Origin of the sequence: uncultured Chloroflexus sp., assembly GCF_937951745.1 — a bacterium.
Lineage (GTDB): Bacteria > Chloroflexota > Chloroflexia > Chloroflexales > Chloroflexaceae > Chloroflexus.
Map to the genome: position 1 here is coordinate 1 of NZ_CALFBQ010000069.1, position 21,466 is coordinate 21,466.

19 protein-coding genes are annotated in these 21,466 nt (G+C 59.0%); 7 read left to right on the plus strand and 12 right to left on the minus strand.

What is annotated here, in order from left to right:
* The 3 genes from Q1A59_RS15300 to rsgA form a co-directional block, all read left to right on the plus strand.
* Nucleotides 1-873 (plus strand): threonine/serine dehydratase (locus Q1A59_RS15300; RefSeq protein WP_299645206.1); only part of this gene is annotated, 873 nt, incomplete at its 5' end.
* 458 nt (nucleotides 874-1,331) lie between these two features.
* Nucleotides 1,332-1,595, plus strand: coding sequence for a hypothetical protein (locus Q1A59_RS15305; RefSeq protein WP_298402499.1), 264 nt, complete (start codon nucleotides 1,332-1,334; stop codon nucleotides 1,593-1,595).
* Nucleotides 1,585-2,550 (plus strand): ribosome small subunit-dependent GTPase A, encoded by a 966-nt coding sequence (rsgA, locus tag Q1A59_RS15310; protein WP_298490240.1) that lies wholly within the window; start codon nucleotides 1,585-1,587, stop codon nucleotides 2,548-2,550. Before Q1A59_RS15305 ends, rsgA begins: the two co-directional genes overlap by 11 nt.
* Nucleotides 2,551-2,710: 160 nt before the next feature.
* Here the strand turns inward: rsgA and Q1A59_RS15315 are convergent, their stop codons facing one another.
* The 5 genes from Q1A59_RS15315 to Q1A59_RS15335 all read right to left on the minus strand — a co-directional run bounded on the left by Q1A59_RS15315 (nucleotide 2,711) and on the right by Q1A59_RS15335 (nucleotide 7,164).
* Nucleotides 2,711-2,968, minus strand: coding sequence for a hypothetical protein (locus Q1A59_RS15315; protein WP_298402503.1), 258 nt, complete (start codon nucleotides 2,966-2,968; stop codon nucleotides 2,711-2,713).
* Nucleotides 2,969-3,015: 47 nt separating this feature from the next.
* A complete protein-coding gene (locus tag Q1A59_RS15320) occupies nucleotides 3,016-3,195 on the minus strand; it encodes a hypothetical protein (RefSeq protein ID WP_298402505.1) in 180 nt (59 codons plus the stop codon).
* Nucleotides 3,196-3,215: 20 nt separating this feature from the next.
* The gene (locus tag Q1A59_RS15325; RefSeq protein ID WP_298402507.1) at nucleotides 3,216-3,602 is read right to left on the minus strand and encodes a hypothetical protein; all 387 of its coding nucleotides are present in this window, start codon (nucleotides 3,600-3,602) and stop codon (nucleotides 3,216-3,218) included.
* Nucleotides 3,603-4,862 carry a glycosyltransferase family 4 protein gene (locus Q1A59_RS15330; RefSeq protein WP_298402508.1) on the minus strand — a complete coding sequence of 420 codons (1,260 nt, stop codon included), beginning with the start codon at nucleotides 4,860-4,862 and terminating at the stop codon, nucleotides 3,603-3,605. It abuts the gene before it with no gap.
* Nucleotides 4,863-5,079: 217 nt separating this feature from the next.
* Nucleotides 5,080-7,164, minus strand: a complete 2,085-nt coding sequence (locus Q1A59_RS15335) for a thioredoxin domain-containing protein (RefSeq protein ID WP_298402509.1) — start codon at nucleotides 7,162-7,164, stop codon at nucleotides 5,080-5,082.
* A gap of 160 nt (nucleotides 7,165-7,324) precedes the next feature.
* On the opposite strand from Q1A59_RS15335, the gene gyrA reads away from it, so the two are divergent.
* Nucleotides 7,325-9,799, plus strand: a complete 2,475-nt coding sequence (gene gyrA, locus Q1A59_RS15340) for a DNA gyrase subunit A (RefSeq protein ID WP_298402511.1) — start codon at nucleotides 7,325-7,327, stop codon at nucleotides 9,797-9,799.
* A 107-nt stretch (nucleotides 9,800-9,906) separates the two neighbouring features.
* Here gyrA and Q1A59_RS15345 read toward each other — a convergent pair whose 3' ends face one another.
* The 6 genes from Q1A59_RS15345 to Q1A59_RS15370 are packed head-to-tail and all read right to left on the minus strand — an operon-like array spanning nucleotide 9,907 to nucleotide 17,761.
* Nucleotides 9,907-11,229, minus strand: a complete 1,323-nt coding sequence (locus Q1A59_RS15345) for a YbbR-like domain-containing protein (protein ID WP_298402513.1) — start codon at nucleotides 11,227-11,229, stop codon at nucleotides 9,907-9,909.
* Nucleotides 11,226-12,059 carry a diadenylate cyclase CdaA gene (cdaA, locus tag Q1A59_RS15350; protein WP_298402515.1) on the minus strand — a complete coding sequence of 278 codons (834 nt, stop codon included), beginning with the start codon at nucleotides 12,057-12,059 and terminating at the stop codon, nucleotides 11,226-11,228. The genes Q1A59_RS15345 and cdaA overlap by 4 nt, the downstream gene beginning before the upstream one ends.
* Nucleotides 12,059-15,328, minus strand: coding sequence for a tetratricopeptide repeat protein (locus Q1A59_RS15355; RefSeq protein ID WP_298402517.1), 3,270 nt, complete (start codon nucleotides 15,326-15,328; stop codon nucleotides 12,059-12,061). Before Q1A59_RS15355 ends, cdaA begins: the two co-directional genes overlap by 1 nt.
* Before the next feature lie 25 nt (nucleotides 15,329-15,353).
* Nucleotides 15,354-16,283, minus strand: coding sequence for an ornithine carbamoyltransferase (argF, locus tag Q1A59_RS15360; RefSeq protein ID WP_298402519.1), 930 nt, complete (start codon nucleotides 16,281-16,283; stop codon nucleotides 15,354-15,356).
* 40 nt (nucleotides 16,284-16,323) lie between these two features.
* Complete coding sequence (locus tag Q1A59_RS15365; RefSeq protein ID WP_366144847.1) at nucleotides 16,324-17,007, minus strand: ATP-binding protein; 684 nt, start codon at nucleotides 17,005-17,007, stop codon at nucleotides 16,324-16,326.
* Nucleotides 17,008-17,053: 46 nt separating this feature from the next.
* Nucleotides 17,054-17,761, minus strand: a complete 708-nt coding sequence (locus tag Q1A59_RS15370; protein WP_298402522.1) for a DnaD domain-containing protein — start codon at nucleotides 17,759-17,761, stop codon at nucleotides 17,054-17,056.
* Between the two features lie 207 nt (nucleotides 17,762-17,968).
* On the opposite strand from Q1A59_RS15370, the gene Q1A59_RS15375 reads away from it, so the two are divergent.
* From Q1A59_RS15375 to Q1A59_RS15385, 3 genes are all read left to right on the plus strand, one after another.
* Complete coding sequence (locus tag Q1A59_RS15375; RefSeq protein ID WP_298402524.1) at nucleotides 17,969-19,252, plus strand: MFS transporter; 1,284 nt, start codon at nucleotides 17,969-17,971, stop codon at nucleotides 19,250-19,252.
* Nucleotides 19,253-19,441: 189 nt separating this feature from the next.
* On the plus strand, nucleotides 19,442-19,915 hold the full coding sequence (locus Q1A59_RS15380; RefSeq protein WP_298402526.1) for an SRPBCC family protein: 474 nt from the start codon (nucleotides 19,442-19,444) through the stop codon (nucleotides 19,913-19,915).
* Nucleotides 19,916-20,014: 99 nt separating this feature from the next.
* Entirely contained in the window at nucleotides 20,015-20,848 is an 834-nt protein-coding gene (locus Q1A59_RS15385; protein ID WP_298402528.1) for a DUF92 domain-containing protein, read from the plus strand.
* Between the two features lie 27 nt (nucleotides 20,849-20,875).
* Here Q1A59_RS15385 and Q1A59_RS15390 read toward each other — a convergent pair whose 3' ends face one another.
* Nucleotides 20,876-21,403, minus strand: coding sequence for a PspC domain-containing protein (locus Q1A59_RS15390; RefSeq protein WP_298402530.1), 528 nt, complete (start codon nucleotides 21,401-21,403; stop codon nucleotides 20,876-20,878).
* Nucleotides 21,404-21,466 lie beyond the last annotated feature (63 nt).

The following is a 21,466-nucleotide window of genomic DNA, read 5'->3' on the forward strand; positions in this document are numbered from 1 at the left end:
GCTGAGGTCTGGCTCAAGCTAGAATTAGCGCAGGTCACCGGCAGTTTCAAGCTGCGCGGCGCGGCTAATGCGCTGCGCCAACTGCCGCCGAGCGCGCATATCGTGGCCTGTTCGGCAGGCAACCATGCCCTCGGCGTCGCCCATGCCGCCGCGATGACCGGCCATGCCGTCACGTTGGTCGTGCCTGCTACTGCCTCGCCAGCCAAAATCGCTGCGCTGCGCCGGTATCCGGTTGAGTTGATCTTGTATGGTGATGACTACGCCGCCGCCGAAGCCGAGGCATTGCGGCTAGTCGCCACCAACGGCTGGCAATTCGTCTCGCCCTACAACGATCCAGCCGTGATCGCCGGCCAAGGCACGCTGGCGGTTGAAGTGTGGGAGGAGTTACCCACAGCCGATACAGTGATCGTTGCGGTTGGCGGCGGCGGGCTGGCTAGCGGCGTGGGTATTTGGGCCAAATCGCTCGACCCACGCATTAGGGTGATCGGCGTGCAAGCGGCAGCATCGGCGGCAATGGCGGCAGCCTTGCACACTGGCAAAGTTGTTCCCATGCCCGACGAACCGACCTTGGCCGATGGGCTGGCCGGCGGTATCGATCCCGCTACCATCACGCTGCCGATCTTGCAGCAGACCCTCGACGAGATGGTGCTGGTTGAGGAAGCCGCGATTGCGCGAGCGATGCGCTGGCTGCTCGACGAACACCACCTGATCGCCGAGGGTAGCGCCGCCGTGCCGCTAGCCGCTCTCTTGGAAGGGCAAATCGGCGATCTGCGTGGGCGGCAGATCGTCGTGCTGATCTGCGGGCGCAACGTCGCTAGTGCCACCTTGCAGCAGATCGTGATGGGCGGGTCATCTGTTCACATCCGTATCTGATTTGGGTTCATAGGACGCGGATTCTCACGAATCAAGCAAGAGGGGTCGACCCGATTTTTTCCTCCGTGTTCCATTCTTACCCTTGCCAAAGTTCGGTCTAACGGCTAATCCAACCTGCATTGACAGACGCTTGCCGGCATGCTATGCTGCACGAGCAAGGGTATTATGTATTCCGGTCAGAGGAGGCAACCATGACACACATCACTGGCATACTCACACTTACAACGGTCGTGATGGTGTCGAGCGACTCCGCTGACGTAGGAGGGGCTTCACACAGCGCAGGCTAAACAGGCAAACACCTGTCTACCGGCGGGCTGTGGGAAGCTAACAAGAGCCTACAGCCCGCCATTGTTTTGAGGCTGTGGCGCAACCGGCAAACCACAGCCTCTTTTGTTCCCTCCACCTAGTGGGCGTTCGACGGAGCGGGTTCTCGCAGCACGCGTGAAAGGAAGTTTGAGATGACGGATTACAACGCCATCGTTACCGCCGCCGATCGTAACCAACAGTCAGAGGTGGAGGGAACTGCCGTGATTATTCTAGAGCGTGATGGCTCGTTATCATACCATCCGCCCAAGCGCGGGCGGCAACAACAAGCATCCGCAACACTGGCCGCAGCGACGCCAGACGAACTGCCGCCAGCGTCGTTGATCGAACGGATTGTGAGTATGGCCTTTGATCTACTGGGTGTGAACCGGCTGGAGGTGCGCATCGATGAGTCGTAAAGCAGCAGAACTGATCGAACCAGCGTCGGCCACCGCCACCAACCGACTGACCGGCACCGTCTTGCGGGCACAAAGCGGCTTCTTCTGGGTCAAGACCGAGCAGGGCATCCTCGAATGTCGGCTGCGCGGGCGGCTCAAGAAAGAGCGTCAAGCGACCGATCTGGTTGTGATCGGCGATCAAGTCGAGGTGACACCGGTCGGCAATGGCCAAGGCGCGATCGAGGCAGTCTTGCCGCGGCGGAGCCGGCTGGCGCGTCGGGCCGCCGGGCCGCGCGGCGCATACAAGGAAGATGTCATCGTCGCCAACGTCGATCAGGTCTTGCTGGTCTTCGCTTGCGCCAAACCCGAATTCACGCCGCGCATGCTCGATCGCTATCTGGTGATCTGCGAACACAGCGAATTACCGGTCATCATCGTCGCCACTAAGATCGATCTGGTCGGGCGAGATACGGCGGCAGCTATGTTCAAACCCTACGAACAGATCGGCTATCCCGTCGTCTACACCAGCATCATCAGCGGCGAAGGCATCGCCGATCTGCGCGAGCGGCTGATCGGCAAGATCAGCGTTGTCACCGGCAAGTCAGGCGTTGGCAAGAGTAGCCTGCTCAACGCGATCAAACCCGGCCTCAACCTGCGTACTGGCGAGGTGAGCGAACGGTTGACAAAAGGTCGTCACACCACCACCGTTGCCGAACTGATACCACTTGATATGCCGGGGGGCGGCTACGTCGCCGATACGCCGGGCATTCGCGAGATCGGTTTGTGGAACGTGCCGGCGGAAGGTTTAGCGTGGTGCTTCCGCGAGTTCCGCCCATTTTTGGGTGATTGCTACTTTGCCGGTTGCACGCACCGGCACGAACCGCATTGCGCCGTGCGCGCGGCGGTCGAGCGCGGCGAGATTACGGCGGCGCGGTACGACAGCTATGTGCGTTTGATGCAGAGTGAGGATGAATAAACGCGAAAGCGCGAAGGAAATCGAACGCAAAGGCGTGGGGAGAAAAAGAAGATTTGATGGCTTGGTGGCATAAAATAAGTTCGTACTTGCACGTTATTGATTAAGATTAAACGAACCTACCAAGACAGGAAATTGGTTAATATCTCTGTATCTTTTGGCATCAAATCATAAAGGAGAGAAGCGTGGCTTCGTACAGCGCTGCTTTCGTTGTCTTGCCATGACGAACTGACGAATTGATAATGCTATTCCCGACACGCTTTTCTCGCAGGATCGAGATGGTGACGACGTGCAGGCCACACTGTTCGGCAATCAAGCCGAATAAGTGATCGGTCGGAATAACAATGCCTTGAAGAATAGAATTACCGAGGACAACGACTGCAACAGCGCTGGGTTTGAGGACAGCGTGAAGGTGTTGCATAAGTGATAACAATTATTAAAGTAGGAAGCTGCATAGTTTGCCCACCCCTAATCACCATAGACACCTTTTTGCCGAGCAATGGCATCAATAAGCTCTTCAAGTTCAGGCAGGGAGAATGCCAATTCGACAGGGTTTGTATCACGAACTGTCTGCCAATACTTGCCAAAATTGGCGTCTTCTAAGGAACGCAGTTCGGCCGGTGTGGCAATAAAATCGAGCCAAAACAAATGCGGTCGTGTATTCCGAACTAGTGACAATTATTGAGGTACGGAGGCGGTGTGACAACGATATCTATCGTCTCAGGTGGTACATAGTTCTGCAAGAACAATGATGAGTCGTTGATCATCGTTGCTTTTGGTTGATGATGAAACCGCTGGATTTCACTTCGATACTGAAGAATGTCTTCGGACATGATGTGCAATTTATTCGTGATCATACCAACCACATCACTACTTAGAATCTCGTCTTTTCCTGCTGCCTTGCGTGAACTAAGGCTTGGCTCGTATGAGTAGTTTGAGATGTGGACGAGGATCGAACCGAGGGCAAGTAACAGGATGGCTTGGATGGGTGATACCGGCATTTCACGAATGATGTATTTTATCAAGATAGTTTTTCCAGCTATTCCTTCGTTCACCTAACCTCTCTCACCATACAACGGGCGGATCCGCCGGTAGACCGCATCCCATGTCAGTTCGCGCCAGACCCGTGCCTGCCCGGCGGCTCCCATCGCCCGTGCCAATGCTCGGTCACGCACGAGCCGGTTAATGGCAGCGGCAATTGCAGGCACATCACCAAACGGCACCAGTAAACCATCAACCCCATGCCGGATGACTGCCGGCACACCGCCGGCCCGCGCGCCGATCACCGGCACGCCGTTGCACCACGCTTCGAGGTAGGTGATGCCGAAGCTGTCGGTACGCGAGGGTTGCACATACACATCGGCGGCGGCGAGCGCGTCGCGGCGGGTGGCGTTATCGACATAGCCAAGCACCCGCACGTGTGCCCGTTCCGCTGGGGTGAGTGCATCAACCGCCGCCTGAAAGCCGCCAAAGGCCGGCCCACACTGCACCCACACCGCGTCACTGCCCTGTTGCCACAACTGCCGCATCGCCGCTAGCGTATGCACCGCCCCCTTATCGAATGCCGCTACCCCCAAACTCAGTACGACCGGCCCGGTAATCTGGTGCGCAGCGCGAAACCGCTGACCATCACCGCCAGTCACTTCAGCGGGAGTCACCCCCGCGCCAACGGTGACGATCCGCTCGGCAGGTACGCCACGCCGGATGAGATAAGCTCGTTCGAGATCGGTCATCGTCGCCACCCACGTCGCCTGCCGTAACAGGTCGATTTGGTGCGGCATAGCATAGTAACGCACCACTTGCTCGCTGCCCGGCTCGCCTACGTGCACGAACGGCGTGCAGAGATGGGGAATGCCGCGCTGCTGCACCCACCGCGCCACCGGCAGCAGGGCAAAGTCGAGGGTGATGTTGGTGGTATGCACCACCGCTACATCGGCCAATGCCGGATCAGCCAGCGTAGCAACGAGATCGGGCAACTGCGGGGTGAGCGTCGCCAGCCGGCGCAAGAGCGGCACACTCGGCTGGCCCAGCCGGCCCAGTTCGACCATCAGCCGGCGAATGATCGGGTAGAGCAGGGCCGGGCCGGGCAAGCGCCGCACCGCCAAACGCCGGATCTGCACGCCATCGTGAGCGCCGGTTGGTTCGGCGATCCGCCGTTTGCCGGCCAGCCAGAGGTGTTCTAGATCGAAGGCATCGGTGGCGAGCACCGTCACCCGGTGGCCTTCGGCGACCAACCGCGCGCCGATCTCTTGAAAATAGCGCGCCGCGCCGCTTGGCGCCGGCCAATAGAGCTGAACGACGTGGAGGATATGCATCGGTGGTAGATGCTCCATGCAAAAGCGCGAAGGGTTTGTACGCAAAGGCACAAAGGTATTCTACATGCAAAGTCGCAACAATTGCTTATCTGTACTAACACCTCCAAAAGGCATCCCACACCCCTTCCCACTCCATCCCCAAACATCCCTTTGCGTTTGTCCATCCCTTGGCGTTTGTTCATCCCTTCGCGCCTTTGCCCCCCTGCGCCTTCACATGTTACCCATTCAACTGGGCACGCAACGCTTCTGGCGTGGTGACGGGCAACAAGCAGGTGAACTGCTCACACAAGTAGGCAGTAGGTTGGCCATCAACCATACCGCGATCGGCAAACAAAGGGCTTAGCGCGGCAACGGGATCACCGGGTTCGGCGCGAGCGATGACCAGCCGAGGCCGATACGCCGCTCGTGCCTCGGCTACCAATGCCTGCGTGGCCGGATGATCAGGTGGTCCGATAATCGCCAGTTCGCGGATCGGGCCGATCGCTAGATCGGCGGCGCACAACATGCGGCCAAAACCGAGCGGGAAGCGGCTCAGCATTGGTGCAACTTGTTGCAAGACCTGTTCGGCCCGCGTGGCGTAGATTTCGCGCCCGGTGATGGCGTATAGCCGTAGCAAGGCCATCGCCGCCGCCGCCGACCCCGACGGGACAGCGTTGTCGCTCAGATCACGCGGGCGCGTCACCAAAGCCGGTTGGTCGCTGCCGGTATCGAAGAACATCCACGCTGGCGCATCCCAGAACAAATCGAGCATGGCGTTGGCCAGCTCGACCGCCGTCGCCAGATAGTTCGGCTCGCCGCTTGCGGCGTGCAGTTCGATCAGCGCATCGCACAGCAGCGCGTAATCATCGAGAAAACCGGCCGGGCCGGGCCGGCCGTCTTTCCAACTGCGCAACAGCCGGCCATCAGCTCGACGCAGATTGGTCAGCACAAAGTCGGCGCACTGCTGCGCAGCGGGCAAGTACTCTGGCACCCGCGCGCTGGCCGTCGCCAACGCCCGGATCGCCATGGCATTCCACGCCGTAATGATCTTCTCATCGCGGAAGGGGCGGGGGCGTTGTTCGCGGAAGGCGCGCAGGATGGGGCGGGCGCGCGCCACGGTCGCCTCGATCCGCTCGACCGGCACACCGAGCATCGCCGCCACCGCCGCTGGCGGGCGTGGCACGTACAAAATCGACTTACCCTCAAAATTGCCCTGCCGCGTCACCCCATAATACGCGCTGACCAGCGTCGCATCATCGCCGAGCGCCAACCGCAACTCATCCGGCGTCCAGACGTAAAATGCGCCCTCTTCGGCGTGGGCCGCGCCGGGCACCGGCAAGCTATCGGCGTCTTCACTGCTGAAGAATGCGCCGTCAGGGTGGCGCAGATCGCGCAGCATGTAGGCGAAGGTCTCATCGGCGATACGGGCCAAAAAGGGATCGCCGGTGACCAGCGCCGCCAGATGGTAGACTTCGGCCAGTAGCGCGTTGTCGTAGAGCATCTTCTCGAAATGGGGCACCAGCCAGCGCGCATCAACGCTATAGCGGTGGAAGCCGCCCCCGACCTGATCATACATCCCGCCGCGCGCCATCTGTTCGAGAGTCTGGTGGAGCATCGGCAAAGCCTGCACATCGCCGCGCAGATGGGCGCGCAGCAAAAACTCCAGCACCAGCGGCTGCGGGAACTTTGGCGCATCGCCAAACCCGCCGTACTGCGGATCAAACTCGCGCCCAATCTTCTCGGCGGCCGCCATTACGAGCGCCCCGTCTACTGAAGCAGTTTCGGGCAAGGGCTGGGCCAGCCGCTTGATATGATCAAGCAACTCGTGAGCGGAAGCGGTGACGTCGGCGCGGCGGGTGCGGTACGCCTCGGCAATCGAGAGCAATACCTGCCGCCAACTCGGCATGCGGTAACGGGCCGCTTTGGTGTCGGGTGGGAAGTAAGTGCCGGCATAAAACGGCGTGCCGTCGGGCAAACAGAAAACATTGAGCGGCCAGCCGCCTCTGCCGGTCAAAGCCTGCGCCGCCGCCATATAGATGCTATCGAGGTCGGGTCGCTCTTCGCGATCGACCTTGATATTGATGAAATGTTCGTTCTGGATCGCCGCCACCTCTGGATCGGCAAAGCTCTCGTGGGCCATCACGTGGCACCAGTGGCACGCGGCATAACCAATGCTCACCAGCAGCGGCTTATCCTCACGCCGGGCGCGTTCGAGCGCCTCTTCGCCCCACGGATACCAATCGACTGGGTTATCGGCGTGTTGTTGTAAATACGGGCTAGCCTCGTGAGCCAACCGATTGAGCGGACGTGCATCAGCGTTCATCGTTGCTCCTTTCGATAGTATGCACTGTCTGAATTGTAGCACATTCGTTACGGGTAGAACATATTTTCGGAAACATTCGACAAAACACCTCGGATCGGGTATAATACTAGATGGCAAACATCGCATCATAATGCGCTAAAACCGACTAACGGAGCAACCAATGGAAATCGGCATCGTCCGGCCTGTCAACATCACCAACGAGATGCGGACGGCCTACCTCAGTTACGCGATGAGCGTGATCGTTTCGCGTGCCTTACCTGACGCGCGCGACGGTCTCAAACCGGTGCAGCGGCGCATCCTGTATGGGATGTGGGATATGGGCTTCCGCAGCAACCAACCCTATAAGAAGAGTGCCCGTATTGTTGGCGACGTGCTCGGTAAAATGCATCCGCACGGCGACAGCGCGGTCTACGATGCGCTAGCCCGTATGGCGCAGCCGTGGAGCATGCGCTACCCGCTCATCGACGGCCAAGGCAACTTCGGCTCAATTGACGGCGATCCGCCGGCGGCGATGCGTTACACCGAAGCCCGTCTCGCCCCTATTGCCGAAGAGTTGCTCAGCGAAATTGAGAAAGATACGGTCGATTTCCGCGACAATTTCGACGGCAGCTACCGCGAGCCGGTCGTGCTGCCCGCCATCTTGCCCAACCTGCTGCTCAACGGCGCTTCCGGCATCGCGGTCGGCATGGCCACCAACATCCCGCCCCACAATCTCGGTGAGCTGTGCGACGCGATCGGCTATCTGATCGACAACCCGGAAGCGACGGTCGAAGAGTTGATGCAGATCATTCCCGGCCCCGATTTTCCCACCGCTGGGTTGATTTTGGGCACCGAAGGCATCTTGGCTGCCTACAGCACCGGTCGCGGCCAGATCACTTTGCGGGCCAAGACCCACATCGAAGAGGCGGGCCGCGGCGCGTTTATGATCGTCGTCACCGAGCTGCCGTATCAGGTGAACAAGGCCCGCCTGCAAGAACGCATCGCCGAGTTGGTTAAAGACCGCAAGATCGAGGGCATCCGTGATGTGCGCGACGAGAGTGATCGCAACGGCATGCGGCTGGTGATCTTACTCAAGCAAGACGCACAGCCCAAGAAGGTGCTTAATGCGCTCTATAAGCATACCCAGATGCAGACCACCTTCGGCATCAATATGCTGGCGCTGGTCGAGCATGGCCGCCAACCGCGCGTCTTGACCCTCAAGCGACTACTGCAAGAGTATATCAACCACCGCCAAGAGGTCATCCGTCGCCGCACTGAGTTTGATCTGGCTCGTGCGCGCGAACGCGCCCATATCCTCGAAGGCTTGAAAATCGCACTCGATAACCTCGATGCGGTAATCCAGACCATCCGCGACTCGCGCACCGCCGAGAGTGCGCGCAACAACTTGATCCGCAACTTCTCGCTCACTGAGCGGCAGGCGCAGGCGATTCTCGATCTGCAACTGCGCCGGCTGGCTGCACTCGAGCGCAAGAAGATCGAGGACGAGTACCGCGAGGTGATCAAGCTGATCGCCGAACTCGAAGATATTTTGGCCAATCCGCGCAAGGTACTGCATCTGATCCAAGAAGACCTTGCCCGTCTGAAAGAGAAGTACGGTGATCCGCGCCGCACCCGCATCATTCCCGATGTCACCGGCGAGGTTAGCGACGAGGATCTGATTCCCGATGTGCGGGTGATGATTACCCTCACCGACCGCGGCTACATCAAGCGCCAATTGCCCGACGCTTACCGCACCCAGCGTCGCGGTGGGCGCGGCATCAAGGGTATGCTCACCCGTGAGCAGGATATCGTCCGCCACTTATTGACCTGCAATTCGCTCGATAATCTGCTCTTCTTCACCGACCGCGGCAAGGTCTACCAACTCAAGGCCCACGAAGTGCCCGACAGCTCGCGTACAGCCAAAGGCCTGCCACTGGTTAACCTTGTGTCGCTCGAACCGGGTGAACAGGTGACTTCGATGCTAGCTGTGCGCGAGTTCGATGCCGAGTATCTGGTGATGGCGACGGTGCGCGGTAAGATCAAGCGCACCCAACTGCGCGAGTATAGCCAAGTGCGCTCGAACGGCCTGATCGCAATCGGGTTGGAAGAGGGCGATGTGCTTGGCTGGGTGCGGGTTAGCAACGGCCACGAAGACATTTTGCTTACTACGGCGCGTGGTCAAACGTTGCGTTTCGAGCAGAGCGAGGTGCGCCCGATGGGCCGCCCGGCAACCGGCGTGATCGGCATCAATCTCGCTGAGGGCGACCGGGTGGTGAGTATGGACTTGGCTGAGGAGGGATCCGATTTGCTAGTCGTCACCGCTCGCGGCATCGGCAAGCGCACTGCCCTGAGCGAGTATCCGGTCAAGGGGAGAGCGACCGGCGGTGTAATCACGATCAAACTGCGCAACGAGCAGGATGAGGTGGCCGCAGCGGCTGTAGTGCGTGAACATTCGCTGCTGACCTTCATCACCAACAGTGGCATGGTGATGCGCACCAGCGCCAGCGAGATCTCGCGCTTGGGCCGGGCCACCCAAGGCGTTACGGTGGTGAACGTCGCCGCTGGAGATCGCGTTGCCGCCCTCTCGGTCGAAGATCCCGACGAGAACGGCAATGGCAACGGCGCCGCACCGACACTTATCGACCCAATGGGCTAACCCGTAGCGAGCATGTTGCCCCAACAAGCTGTACGGGCGGGTTTGCGACCCGCCCGTATTGTTGCTTCTACGCCACACTATCATCGCATCCTGTTACTTGCTACCCATTATCCTGTATCCGGAGTCGGCGTCGGCTCAACTTCCGGCGACGGTTCTGGTTCAGGGGTAGGGGTCGGCGTGGGAACCGGTACAATTGTCACCGTAACTTCAGGTGGGTCGCCAACAATGCTCACTCCACTCGGCAAGGCGGGGCGTACCGCAAACTGATAGATACCCGGGCCAAGGGTACTAAGGTCGAGCTGCACCACCAGCGGCGCTGAAGCAAGCGCACTGAGCTGCGCACTCGTGCCAGCAAAGGTCATCTCAACCACATTGGGCCGCACCGAAGCCTGCAAATCGCGATTCAAACCGGTAAAGATTACTTCCACCGGCAACCGCGCCTGAAACGGCAACGGGATGGGATCAATCTTGATCGTCACCTGCACTGCATCCGGCTCACCCTGCGCCGGCGATGTACCAGTCGGAATAATGAGCGGTACAATCCGCACCAACGTCTCGCGGGCATCACTAATATCAATAGCTTCGGTTTGCAACAAGCTAATGGCATCGAGCGGGCCAGAACTGCCGGTCAGCGTAATCAGCGGTGGTTTCACCTCAATCCCGGTCACAGCAAAACCCGGCGCTGGGGAACCAATCACGATCGGCGATACCGGAACTAAGCGCAAACCGACCACCGGATTGATCGGAATGATGACAGTAATCGAGGCTGGCCGCACTTGCACGCCCTCAACCGGTTGATTGTTGGCATCAATCGGGGTAAGACTGAGAGGCGCGATATACGTAGCGCGCAATTGGGCGATATTCGCTACCGTGCGCACTGCCACGACTCGCTGCACCCGGCTCTGGGGGCCGCTGATCGTCACCATGCTAATGGGTTCGCCATTGTAGCGCAATTCTGGCGTACCCCGTTCGAAACTAAAGGGCGGCGAGCCAAAGATTTCCAGATTAATCGGTGCCATCACCGTTTCAACCGGTTCCAGCCGCACGCTAATCGCCGTTGGTTCCACACCGCCAGCAGGAACGCTAAACGAGAGATTGCTGCGCGTCGGCTGGACATTGATCGGCACCAGATGATCACCGGGGCCAAGGCCGCTCAGATCGGCCACCACCCGAATATCCACTGGGCGTAATTCCGAGCGTTGGCGGCGGTCGGTGCGCAGAGTGACATCAATCGAGGGAAAGGTTGTTGTGGGCAGACCATTGGCGTCAACGATGATCAAATGATCGGCCAGACCGACAATTTGCAGCGTGAGATCCTCAAATCGGGCTGTCTCTTCTGGGTTCTCGCTGAACGAGACAAAGGACCAGAGGGCAAAACTCAGGCCAATGGCCAACAACATCCGTAAGACAATCGAGCGCACTCCGTTCATGCCGCCCTCTTCGCTTCCGATTCTAGCGGCACCTGCATCAGATCGGCCAGCATCGTCCGCAGTCGCGCTTCGGTTAGATAGCTCACCAACCGGCCATCACTGACCAGAGAAATCGCGCCGGTTTCTTCTGAGACCACCACTGCTAGCGCGTCAGATTGTTCAGTAATTCCTTTGGCGGCGCGATGGCGCGTGCCATAGCGGCGCGGCCCGGAGATATCTTCACTGAGCGGCAATACCACATTCGCAGCCAAAATGCGATTGCCGCGAATGATCACCGCCATATCGTGGAGGGGCGAATTGGGGTAGAAAATATTTAGCAGCAGCGGCACTGAAATCCGCGAATCGAGGATGACCCCACGATCAGCAAACTCCTGCAACTGGGTACGCCGCTCAATCACCATCAACGCCCCGACCCCCTGCTGTGAGAGTTGGGCAGCGGCGCGGCTAATGACCGTAATCGTTTCGAGCAATTCCGAGCGGTTAGCGCCGCCAAATGGCCGGCCAAACAGATCGCTCGAACGGCCAAGACTTTCGAGCGCGCGCCGCAATTCTGGCTGAAAGAGCACGGGAATGGCCACAATCAAGGCTGGTGAAATCACGTTGACCACTAGCCAATTCAGCAACGTCAGGCGATCGCTCGCAATCGACGGCATGAGGAAGGCAATCGCCAACAAAATACCGACACCGCGCAGCAACTGCACGGCACGGGTGCCGCGCACAATGCCGAGCAGCCAATAGAAAAAGGCCGCAACGATCAGGATGTCGATTAGCGTAAAGGGCGAGGTGAGCGGATTCAGCCGCGCCCAGAGACGCTCAAGCTCTACCATCATCAACTCTGTGGCGGCGCCGGCTTCCGTTGCTCAAGCATACGATTGGCGGCGATCAACAGTGCTTCTACCCGTTCGGTTTCGACTCCCGGCATCTTAAGCATCCGCCGGCAAAGCTGGACCGCCTGCCCGTACTCTTCACGCCGCATGAGCATCTCATACAGCATATAGTAGGCATCCAGATCTTGCTGGTCGAGGCCGATAATCTGGTGCAATTCAGCGATCGCGTTGTCGTAATCACGCTGTTGGGCAAAAATGCGGGCAATTTGCTTCTTCTCTTTAATCGCCTCTTTGGTGCGGCGCGCCAACGTATGCATCAAGGCTAACCATTGGCGCGCATCAATATCGTTAGGCGCAATCTGCACGATCCGATCGTATATCTCGCGAGCACGCTCGTGATTATTCAGCATCCAATAGGTCTGCGCCACTTCCTGCAACGAGGTTACCGCATCTTTCAACTGGCCAGCGCGCTTTTGCAACTCGCTGACTCGCACCAATCCTTCCAAGCCTTGGTCGAGGTAGCCGCGCCGCAATTGCATACGAGCTAGCCGGCTGCTCATCCCGATATGGTTCGGGGCAAGTTGCACCGCCGATTCAAGGGCTTCAATTGCTCGATCGAGCTGTTGATGCTCTTCGTAGTAGGTTGCGAGTTCATCAAGCTGGGCCAACGCTTCAGCCAATTTCCCTTGCCGGAAATAGACGTTAGCTAGTTTGGTATAGATCGCCCGATCATATGGCAACAGCTTTTTGGCTTCGAGCAATGCTTGTTCGGCGCCGGCCAAATCCTCGCTCATCGCGTAGGCTTCAGCCATCCGGCGCACAAGATCACCGCGTGAGGGCGGAATGGCAAAGGGATGGCGGAGCGACGGTTCAGGCGTCGTTTGTGCGGCAACAGCTTGCCCTCGCCGTAACTGATCAAGCGCCGCCTCGGCTTGGCCCAGAGCAATGTAGCTATCGGCTGCCGCGCGATAGACCAACGCCAGCGGCAAGATTGGGTCAGGCTCGCTCGTCAGCAAAATCTGAGCTTGTTCCAATTCCATCAGCGCTAGATGGTGCTGCTCATGCTGTTGCTGGATAATCGCCAGCATATAGTGCAGCAAGGCCCGATCGACGATCAACAAAGCTGCGCGATACTCGGCTTGCACAGCGGTAAATTCGCTCGGGCGCTGGCGCAACTGGGCCAGCACGGTCGCCAACGAATCCCAGATCACGGCCGGTTGTTCGCCCATCAAGGCCAGTGTAATGTTCAGCCGGGCCAAGGTCACCGGATCATCTGGTGAACCTAGCTCAAGCGCCTGCCGGAACTCATCGAGCGCCGCTTCAAACCGCTCGAGCTTGAGCAAAGCCAAGCCATATTGGGCATGCACCTCGCGATGTTTGGGCGCCCATTGCAGCAAGCGACGAAACTCCTCGAGCGCCTTATTGGTTTGACCAAGGCGGAAGTAGGTGTTGGCAACTTGCAACAATTGGGTCACCGCCTCATCGACGCGCCCAGTCTGTTTCAACAATTCGGCCAGCTTCGAGCGCGCATTGACTGTATCGGGCGACAACTCGATAAAACGGAAGTAGACATCAATCGCTTTTTCCGCCTCACCTCGCACCCGATACGTCTCGATTAACAACTGGTACTTCGCCAGTGCCTCTTCAGGCCGGCCCTGCCGCTCGTAGATTTCGCCCATGCGGAGATGGATCGGCAGGTACTCGACATTGTGATGGATCACTTCCATACAGGCGTCGAGCGCGGCATCCAGCAAACCCTGTTCGAGGTAGGTGCCGCTGAGTTCCAGCCATCCAGCCGTGACTTCATCAAGACCGGTTGGATCGAGGGGGGTTGGCGGTGGAAATTCCGGTTTCGGCAGCGCTGCCGGCACGCTCAGGCGCTCGATGATCGGTAACTGTTCAGGGGTTGCGACAACGCTCGGCGGCGCCGATTCATCCTCTGCCTTCTTCGCCGACCGGAGGAAATCGGTGATGGGCCGAATTTTCCCCCACCGCTCGCTCTCAGCATCAATTAACGGCGGTTCAGGCGGGGGTGGCGGTGGCTGAGGTTGTAAGACGCCAGTGCCGATCGTGCGCAGCTTAGCGAACATATTGCGATCGGCCAGTTCTTTGGCCCGGTTTTTGAATTCAGCGGCCCGATCGCGTCCCCATCGCTTGCTGACCAAAAAGTCGGCCAAGGTGCCGTAGAGGATTGAAGCGCGGGCCAAATCGCCAATCTGCTCGTAAATAGTGGCCGCACTCTCGTACATCGCGATCAGGTCATCAACCTCAGCCTTCCCGATCGTTTCTAGATCGACAAGGCTAATAGTGGTTTCAAATTCCTGCGCTGCCTGCGGCAACTGGCCGAGCGCTTGATAAACCTGACCCAAAGCAAAGTGGGCTGAAAGGGCATACTCTGGATCGCCGGCTGCACGGGTTAGCACACCTACAGCCGCTTTTAGGTCACCGCGGGCTTGGTAGAGCAAGCCAAGCGAATAGAGCACATCGGCCCGTTCGAGACCGGCCTGCAGTGCTTGCTCATAGAGTGCAACGGCCCGTTCTTCATCGCCGGCTTGCTGGCAAGCGATCGCCTCGGCCACGAACTGTTCGGGTTGCGTAGCCGAACCGCGCAACATCCCGGTAGGATGAGAAGGTCGCAAACTACTAGTTCCACGAATGGGCGGCGCCCCAGTCTGCCCGCCGAGTTGCTCGCGCAGGCGCGCCGCCAATTCACGCGCGATACGATGGTTCGGCACAAGGCGCAACGCCCATTCAACTTCTTGCAACGCAGCGCCGGGATCGTTCTGAGCAATGAGACGTTGCGCTAATTCGAGATGAGTCTCGGCGGCTTCGGCCATGGCGCCAATATCTTCGTAGAGTTGGGCTAACCGGCGACGTTGATCGTCAAGTTCTGGCTGCAACGCGAGCAATTCGCGCAACGCTTCAGCAGCTTGCAGCGTGCGCCGCTGCGCGCTGTGCAGATCGGCTAGTACGCTGTACGCCTCGACAGCAGCCGCAGTCTCACCCTGCCGGCGGTAACACTGGGCAATGTAGTTGATATAAAACGCATTGTTCGGATCGGCCTCGTGTAGATCGCCAAAGGCTTGGAGCGCCTTATCCAGCCGGTTGGTCTGGAACAGAGCGACTGCGGCGGCAGTGCGCGCCTCCACATCTTGCGGAAACTCTTGCAATGCCCGTACCGCCGCGCGCAGCGCGTCTTCCCAACGCCCTTGCGTCGATGCCTCACGGCACTGTTCCATCGCCCGATCGAAGATTGCCCGGTTGCCTGCCATAGCGCTCTTTCCACTTCTACCGGCGCTACTTCCCCAACAACAGCAGGATCAGCGCCTTCTGCACGTGGAGACGGTTTTCCGCCTGCTCAAACACGACTGATTGCGGCCCCTCGATCACCTCAGCCGTCACCTCTTCACCACGGTGTGCCGGCAAACAGTGCATCGACAGCGCATGCGGCGCGGCATGGGCCATTAATGCCGCATTCACTTGATACGGCGTAAAGACCGGCCGGCGGCGGGCCGCTTCGTGCTCTTGGCCCATCGAGGCCCATACATCAGTATACACTGCATCAGCACCGCTCACCGCCTCTACCGGTGAGGTGGTAATGGTCAACGTGGCGTCGTGCTCGCGGGCCAACTGCTCGGCCAGTTCGGTGATATCAGGCGCCGGGCGGTAATCGAGCGGGCAACCCACCCGCACATTGACCCCCAACGTCGCCCCTAATAACATCAACGAATGGCAGACGTTATTTCCGTCGCCGACGTAGGCCAGCGTCAGCCCTTGCAGGCGGCCAAACCGCTCGCGGAGGGTCAGCATATCGGCTAGCGCTTGGCAGGGGTGTTCACGGTCGGAAAGGGCGTTAATCACCGGTACGGTTGCGTAGCGGGCAAGGGTTTCCACCGTGGCGTGCTTGAAGACCCGGGCCGCAATCACTGCTACCCAACGGCTGAGGTTACGGGCGACGTCGGGCACGCTCTCGCGCCCGCCCATATCGATATCGTTGGCCGAGAGATAGGAAGGATGGCCACCGAGCTGGGTCATGCCTGCCTCAAACGCCACCCGCGTGCGCAACGAGGGTTTCTCGAAGACGAGCGCCAACGTCTGGCCTAACAAGGGCCGATCATCGGTAATGCCGGCGCGCCATGCTGCCTTGAGGGCCGCCGCCCGATCGAGCAGGGCTTCAGCTTCGGCACGGCTGAGGTCGGCTGCCGAAAGAAAATGGCGTAGGGTCATGGTGCGATGCTTTCTGTTCTCCTCGATCGTGCGCCAAGCGTTACCGTTGCGAACGGGAATGGTCACTCCGTCGCCGGCGCGGATGATACCGTTGTTCAAGGCTCAGGCGACGATAATCACCAGCCTCGATCAAGATCCGCTCGCGGCAGATGGCCGCGTCAAACATTCGGGAGAGGATGCGCGGATCAATGTCCTTCGGGTCACGATTGCTGGTGATCACCGTCGGTAGAGCATAATTATACCGATGGTTCATGATCTGGTAAAGTTTTTCCCGCGCCCACGGCGTTGTGTTTTCTGTTCCCAGATCGTCGAGGATCAACAGTGGCACATCGCGCACCAGCTCGAAACGTTCATCGTAGGCCGTTTCCGAGTTGGGGCCGAAGGTCGAACGGAGATGATCGAGCAGGTCGGGTACGACGGTAAAGAGTACCTGTGTATGGCGATCAAGCGCCTCGTTGGCAATTGCCGCCGCGAGGTGGGTCTTGCCGCAGCCATAGCCGCCAAACAAAACCAGCCAGCCCTGCGGATTCTGCGCATATTCGTAGGCGCGGGTAAAGGCCCGCTGCACGCCGGGTACGGTGCGATCAAACGTTGCAAAGGTTTTGTCGCGCAACGGGGTTAGATTCGAGAGCCGCTCCAGCTCTTCAAACCGGCGGCGCTCCTTCTCGGCCTGCTTGCAACGGCAGGTGATGAGCACGCCGAAGTTAGGATCGCCATACGGCACATCGAGGGTATAATAACCAGCCCCGCGACAGATCGGGCACACCGTCTCAGAGGTCGCTCTCGTCGCTTCCGCGGCGGAAGAGGTATCCGAGTTGTCCGCTGGTGTATTTTTCAATATCGATAGGTCGTCCGGTCTGATACGGCGCAGATTCTCGTCCATTGGCGGCCCACCTCTCCAGCATGCGCTGAATGTAACGCCACGAACGTGCGTTGGCCCGCACTGCCTCACGAATAGCGTCTTCGAGCCATTCGGCCGGGTAGCGGGCGCTGGCAGCGCGCAATTCTTCCAGCAACAATGGCGTCACTAGCCCGATATTTTGTTCGTACAACTCGATCAAGCCCGGCCGCTCGCTCAGCTCATCAGCCGGCGGCGCAATCCCACTCGCGGCCACTTGCTCGGCCCATGCACGATTGGCTGGCGTGTTGATTAAATACCAACTACGCACGCGCCCATCGAGCGGCTCGACCAGATGCAACACCGTGCCGCGCCTCACCGCCGCCGCCAACCCCTCGTCGAGCAACTCCTCGAACGAGCGGAGCGAGCTGAGCGCCTGTAACGAGCGCCGCAAGAGATCATCGCTGCGCAAGTCATCCCAACTGATCCGGCGTGGGCGGCTCCGCAAGCGGCTCAGCCGGTAAAACAGGTGGAGCGTGACTTTGATCTCGCTCGGTTTCGTGATCGCCGGCAGTACGTCGGTAAAAAACTCCGGCGGGATACCGGTGAGCCGTTCGGTGGTAAAGCCGTTGAATGCCATACTGCTCCTGCTGCCGGAAGGCGTTGGTTGCTGCCGCTCAGCTCGCATGATACCGTGCTTTGGCTTTCCATGCTACCACATCTCCCTTTGTCCAGACTTTGGACAAAATCTGTGCAAAGTATTGACAAAAACTGTGAAAGGCCATATAATTTGTACAGCAAACCTTTCTGGTTGCAAGTTGCTTGCCATATTATGAGGGTTCTATCCATGAAACGCCGCTCACCGCTCTTCTTCATCTTCTTGACCATTTTCATTGACTTGCTCGGTATCGGCATTGTGCTGCCGCTGCTGCCCGAATATGCCAAAATCGTCGAACGTTCAAGCTGGCCGTGGCTGGCTGATAACCGCGCGCTAATTGTTGGCGCGCTAACTGCTTCATACGCGCTGATGCAATTTCTCTTCGCGCCCATTCTCGGCGCGCTTAGCGACCGCTTTGGCCGCCGCCCGGTGCTGCTCTTCAGCCTGTTTGGCGCTGGTCTCAGCTATCTGGTCTTTGCATTGGCCGAGCATTTGACCTTCCTTGGCGTAGAGACTGTGATAGGGTTGTTGTTCCTTGCCCGCATTGCCGCCGGTATCACCGGCGCTAGTATCAGCACGGCGCAAGCTTACATCGCCGATGTTACCCCGCCCAACGAGCGCGCACGCGGCTTGGGTATGATCGGCGCGGCATTCGGCCTCGGCTTTATGCTTGGCCCGGCCATTGGCGGTCTGCTGTCTAACGTTAGTTTGCAGGCGCCGATGTTCTTCGCCGCTGCGCTCAGCTTCGCCAATTTCGCCTTCGGCTTCTTCCGCCTGCCCGAGTCGTTGCCGCCTGAGAAGCGTGCCCGAACGGTGTCGCGCAACTTTAATCCTGTCAGTCGGTTGGTTGCGGTCGCCGGCGATGCCCGCGTCCAGCCCTTTATTCTCGGCAGCGTGCTGCTGAACCTCGCCTTTGCCGGTTTGCAAAGCAACTTCGCCGTCTACAGCGATGTGCGCTTCGGGTTTGGTCCACAACAGAATGCGCTCGTCTTTGCCTTTATCGGTTTGATCGCGGTGATTGTGCAAGGCTTTCTGATCCGCAAGCTAGTGCCGCAATTTGGTGAGGCGCGGCTGGCTATCGCTGGCTTGACGCTAATGACGATTGGGTTCATCGCTACTGGATTGGCTACGGCGGCATGGATGCTCTTTCCAGCAGTTGGTTTGGTTGCCCTCGGTAGCGGTATGGTTACGCCGTCGCTAACCAGCCTTGTTTCGCAATCGGTGCTGGCAACTGAACAGGGTACAACTCTTGGCGGTGTGCAGGCCTTCACGAGCCTCACTATGGTCTTCGGGCCATTGCTGGCCGGCATGGTGTTCGACCTAATTGGGCCGAGTGCGCCGTACCTGATTGGCGCCGGGTTGTTGGTCAGCGCCTTAGCAGTCTTGTTTGGTACGCTGCGCAACCGGTTGCTTAAGCTGCCCCAGCCGATCACAACGAATGCTACCGCCGAGGTGGCGGTGCATACCGACTAGTGAACTTCATAGTACAGAGTGTGGCAGTAACCTGCCGCACTCCCAACCCTGTACTGTTACCTTGCCCGGTTGCGTTCGAAAAAATCGCCAATTCCTCACATTTCGGTGTCTATACCTATTGACATATCTGTGCAACAATGCTATGCTAACTGTGCAAAGCATTGACAATACCAGAGACAGGAGAATTCCATGATTAAAGTAGGACGGCGCTGCCACATCGAGGGGGTCACGCCTGAGCAGGTGTTCACAACGTTGTCGGATCCTAGTTTGGTTAGCCAGATTTTGCCGCGTGTGCAAAAAACCGAGTTGCTAGATCGTGACGATGTGGCTCGCCATGCTCGCCTCGTCACCTATATGTCGATGGGTGGCTTATTTGGCACCATCCGCTGCGAAGGTGACCTAGTGTGGCAAGACAACCGCGAGATTGTGTTTACGGTGCGCACGCCGCTGCCGGTTGAAACGCGCTGGGTGATTAGTCAAGCCGTCAACGGCACTGATATTCAAGTGGTCATGGGCATTGACCTTGCGCCGATGCTGGGGATGATGGCATCGTTCGTGCCTGAGAAGACGGTCGCTGATATGCTTGGTGCTGATTTGGAAACCGCCCTGCGCGGCCTCGCTCGTCACACTCGCCAATCGCTGTCAGCCCGCGCTGCTGCCTGAGTAACACCCTTCCTGTCTCTGGTATAATCGCAGAGCGCCATTGTAATGGCGCTCTGCGATCTTTATTTTGCCGCTCCGGCGTAGAGTCGGGGGATGACTATGATCGACCTCATGCAGATCGGGCTTGGGTTCATTCTCAGCATTGCAATCGGCGGCGTCGCTTTTGCCCGTCGCTCGCTGAGTGAAAGTGGCTGGTTGGGCGCGGTGTTGGTCGGAACGCTTACGTTTGGCTTTGGCGGCTGGCCATGGGGATTAACGCTGATCGTCTTCTTTGTTACGAGCAGCATTCTCTCGCACTATAAAGAATCGATCAAAGAGCGGCGGGCTGCCGAGAAGTTTTCCAAGGGCGGCAGACGCGATTTCTTCCAGACCATCGCCAATGGCGGATTGGGCGCGCTCTGCGCGGTCGCGTTTGCGCTCAGCGGCCAGCCGTGGTGGCTGCTCGCAGCCTTCGTTGGCCTGATGGCAACAGTGAATGCTGATACGTGGGCCACCGAACTCGGCGTGCTCAGCCCGCACCAACCGCGCCTGATCACCACCCGCCAGCCGGTGTCGCCGGGCACGTCGGGCGGTGTTACCATGCTCGGCACCTCGGCTGCCGCAGCCGGCGGCCTCATTATCGGGCTGGCGATGTTTGGCTTTAGCGCGCTCGCCACGCCGGGTGACCCCTTACCGTGGTGGATGATCCCCGCCGGTCTGATCGGTGGCTTGGGCGGTGCCCTGTTTGATAGTTGGCTCGGCGCGACTGTCCAAGCTATTTATGTCTACCCAGACGGGCGCGAAACTGAGCGCCGGGTGGCTCGCGACGGCACCCCTAACCGATTCCTACGCGGCTGGCGCTGGATGGATAACGATCTGGTGAATTTGATTAGCTCGGTCGGTGGAGCGATCATCGCGATTGTCATCGCGATGATCGCCGGGGGCGTGCGGTAGGAGGGGCATTGCGCCGCGATGCCCCTCCTACCGTGCCCGCCGCAAGAGCACTAAACCCGCCACAATCATCAACACGGGGAACAGCAACGAGAGATTGACTCCCAATTGATCGAGCAGAATCAATCCGCCAACCCCAATCAAGATCAAACCAAGCAGGCTCCAGTTCCGCCGCCGTGGCGGCGTGGTCGCCAGATTGACTGTCTCACCAACTGCTGGCCCGCTGATCGGTTGGCCCGTCAGCGGATCAAACCGATAGCTCGGATCAGGTGCATACCCTACTCGTGCTTGCCCACCGCTTTGAGTTTGGCGGGCAAAGACCTCTTGGTTAGCCGGGGTTGTACCGCTGGCCGATGGGGTAAACGGCGTTGTCGGGGTCTCTTTCGGCATCACAATCCAGAGCACGAGATAGATCGGCAAGCTAATACCGTTGATGAAAAAGACCAGCACAAAGATGAGGCGGACGATCACTGGGTCAACAGCAAAGTATTGCGCCAGCCCGCCACAGACGCCGCCAATCATCTTGTCGGTGCTGCTGCGCGTGAGTCGAGTCTGCATAGATCACTCCTTCCCGCCGGGGCGCATGAGGCGCGCCTGCATGCTCTGGCGATATGACGTCGG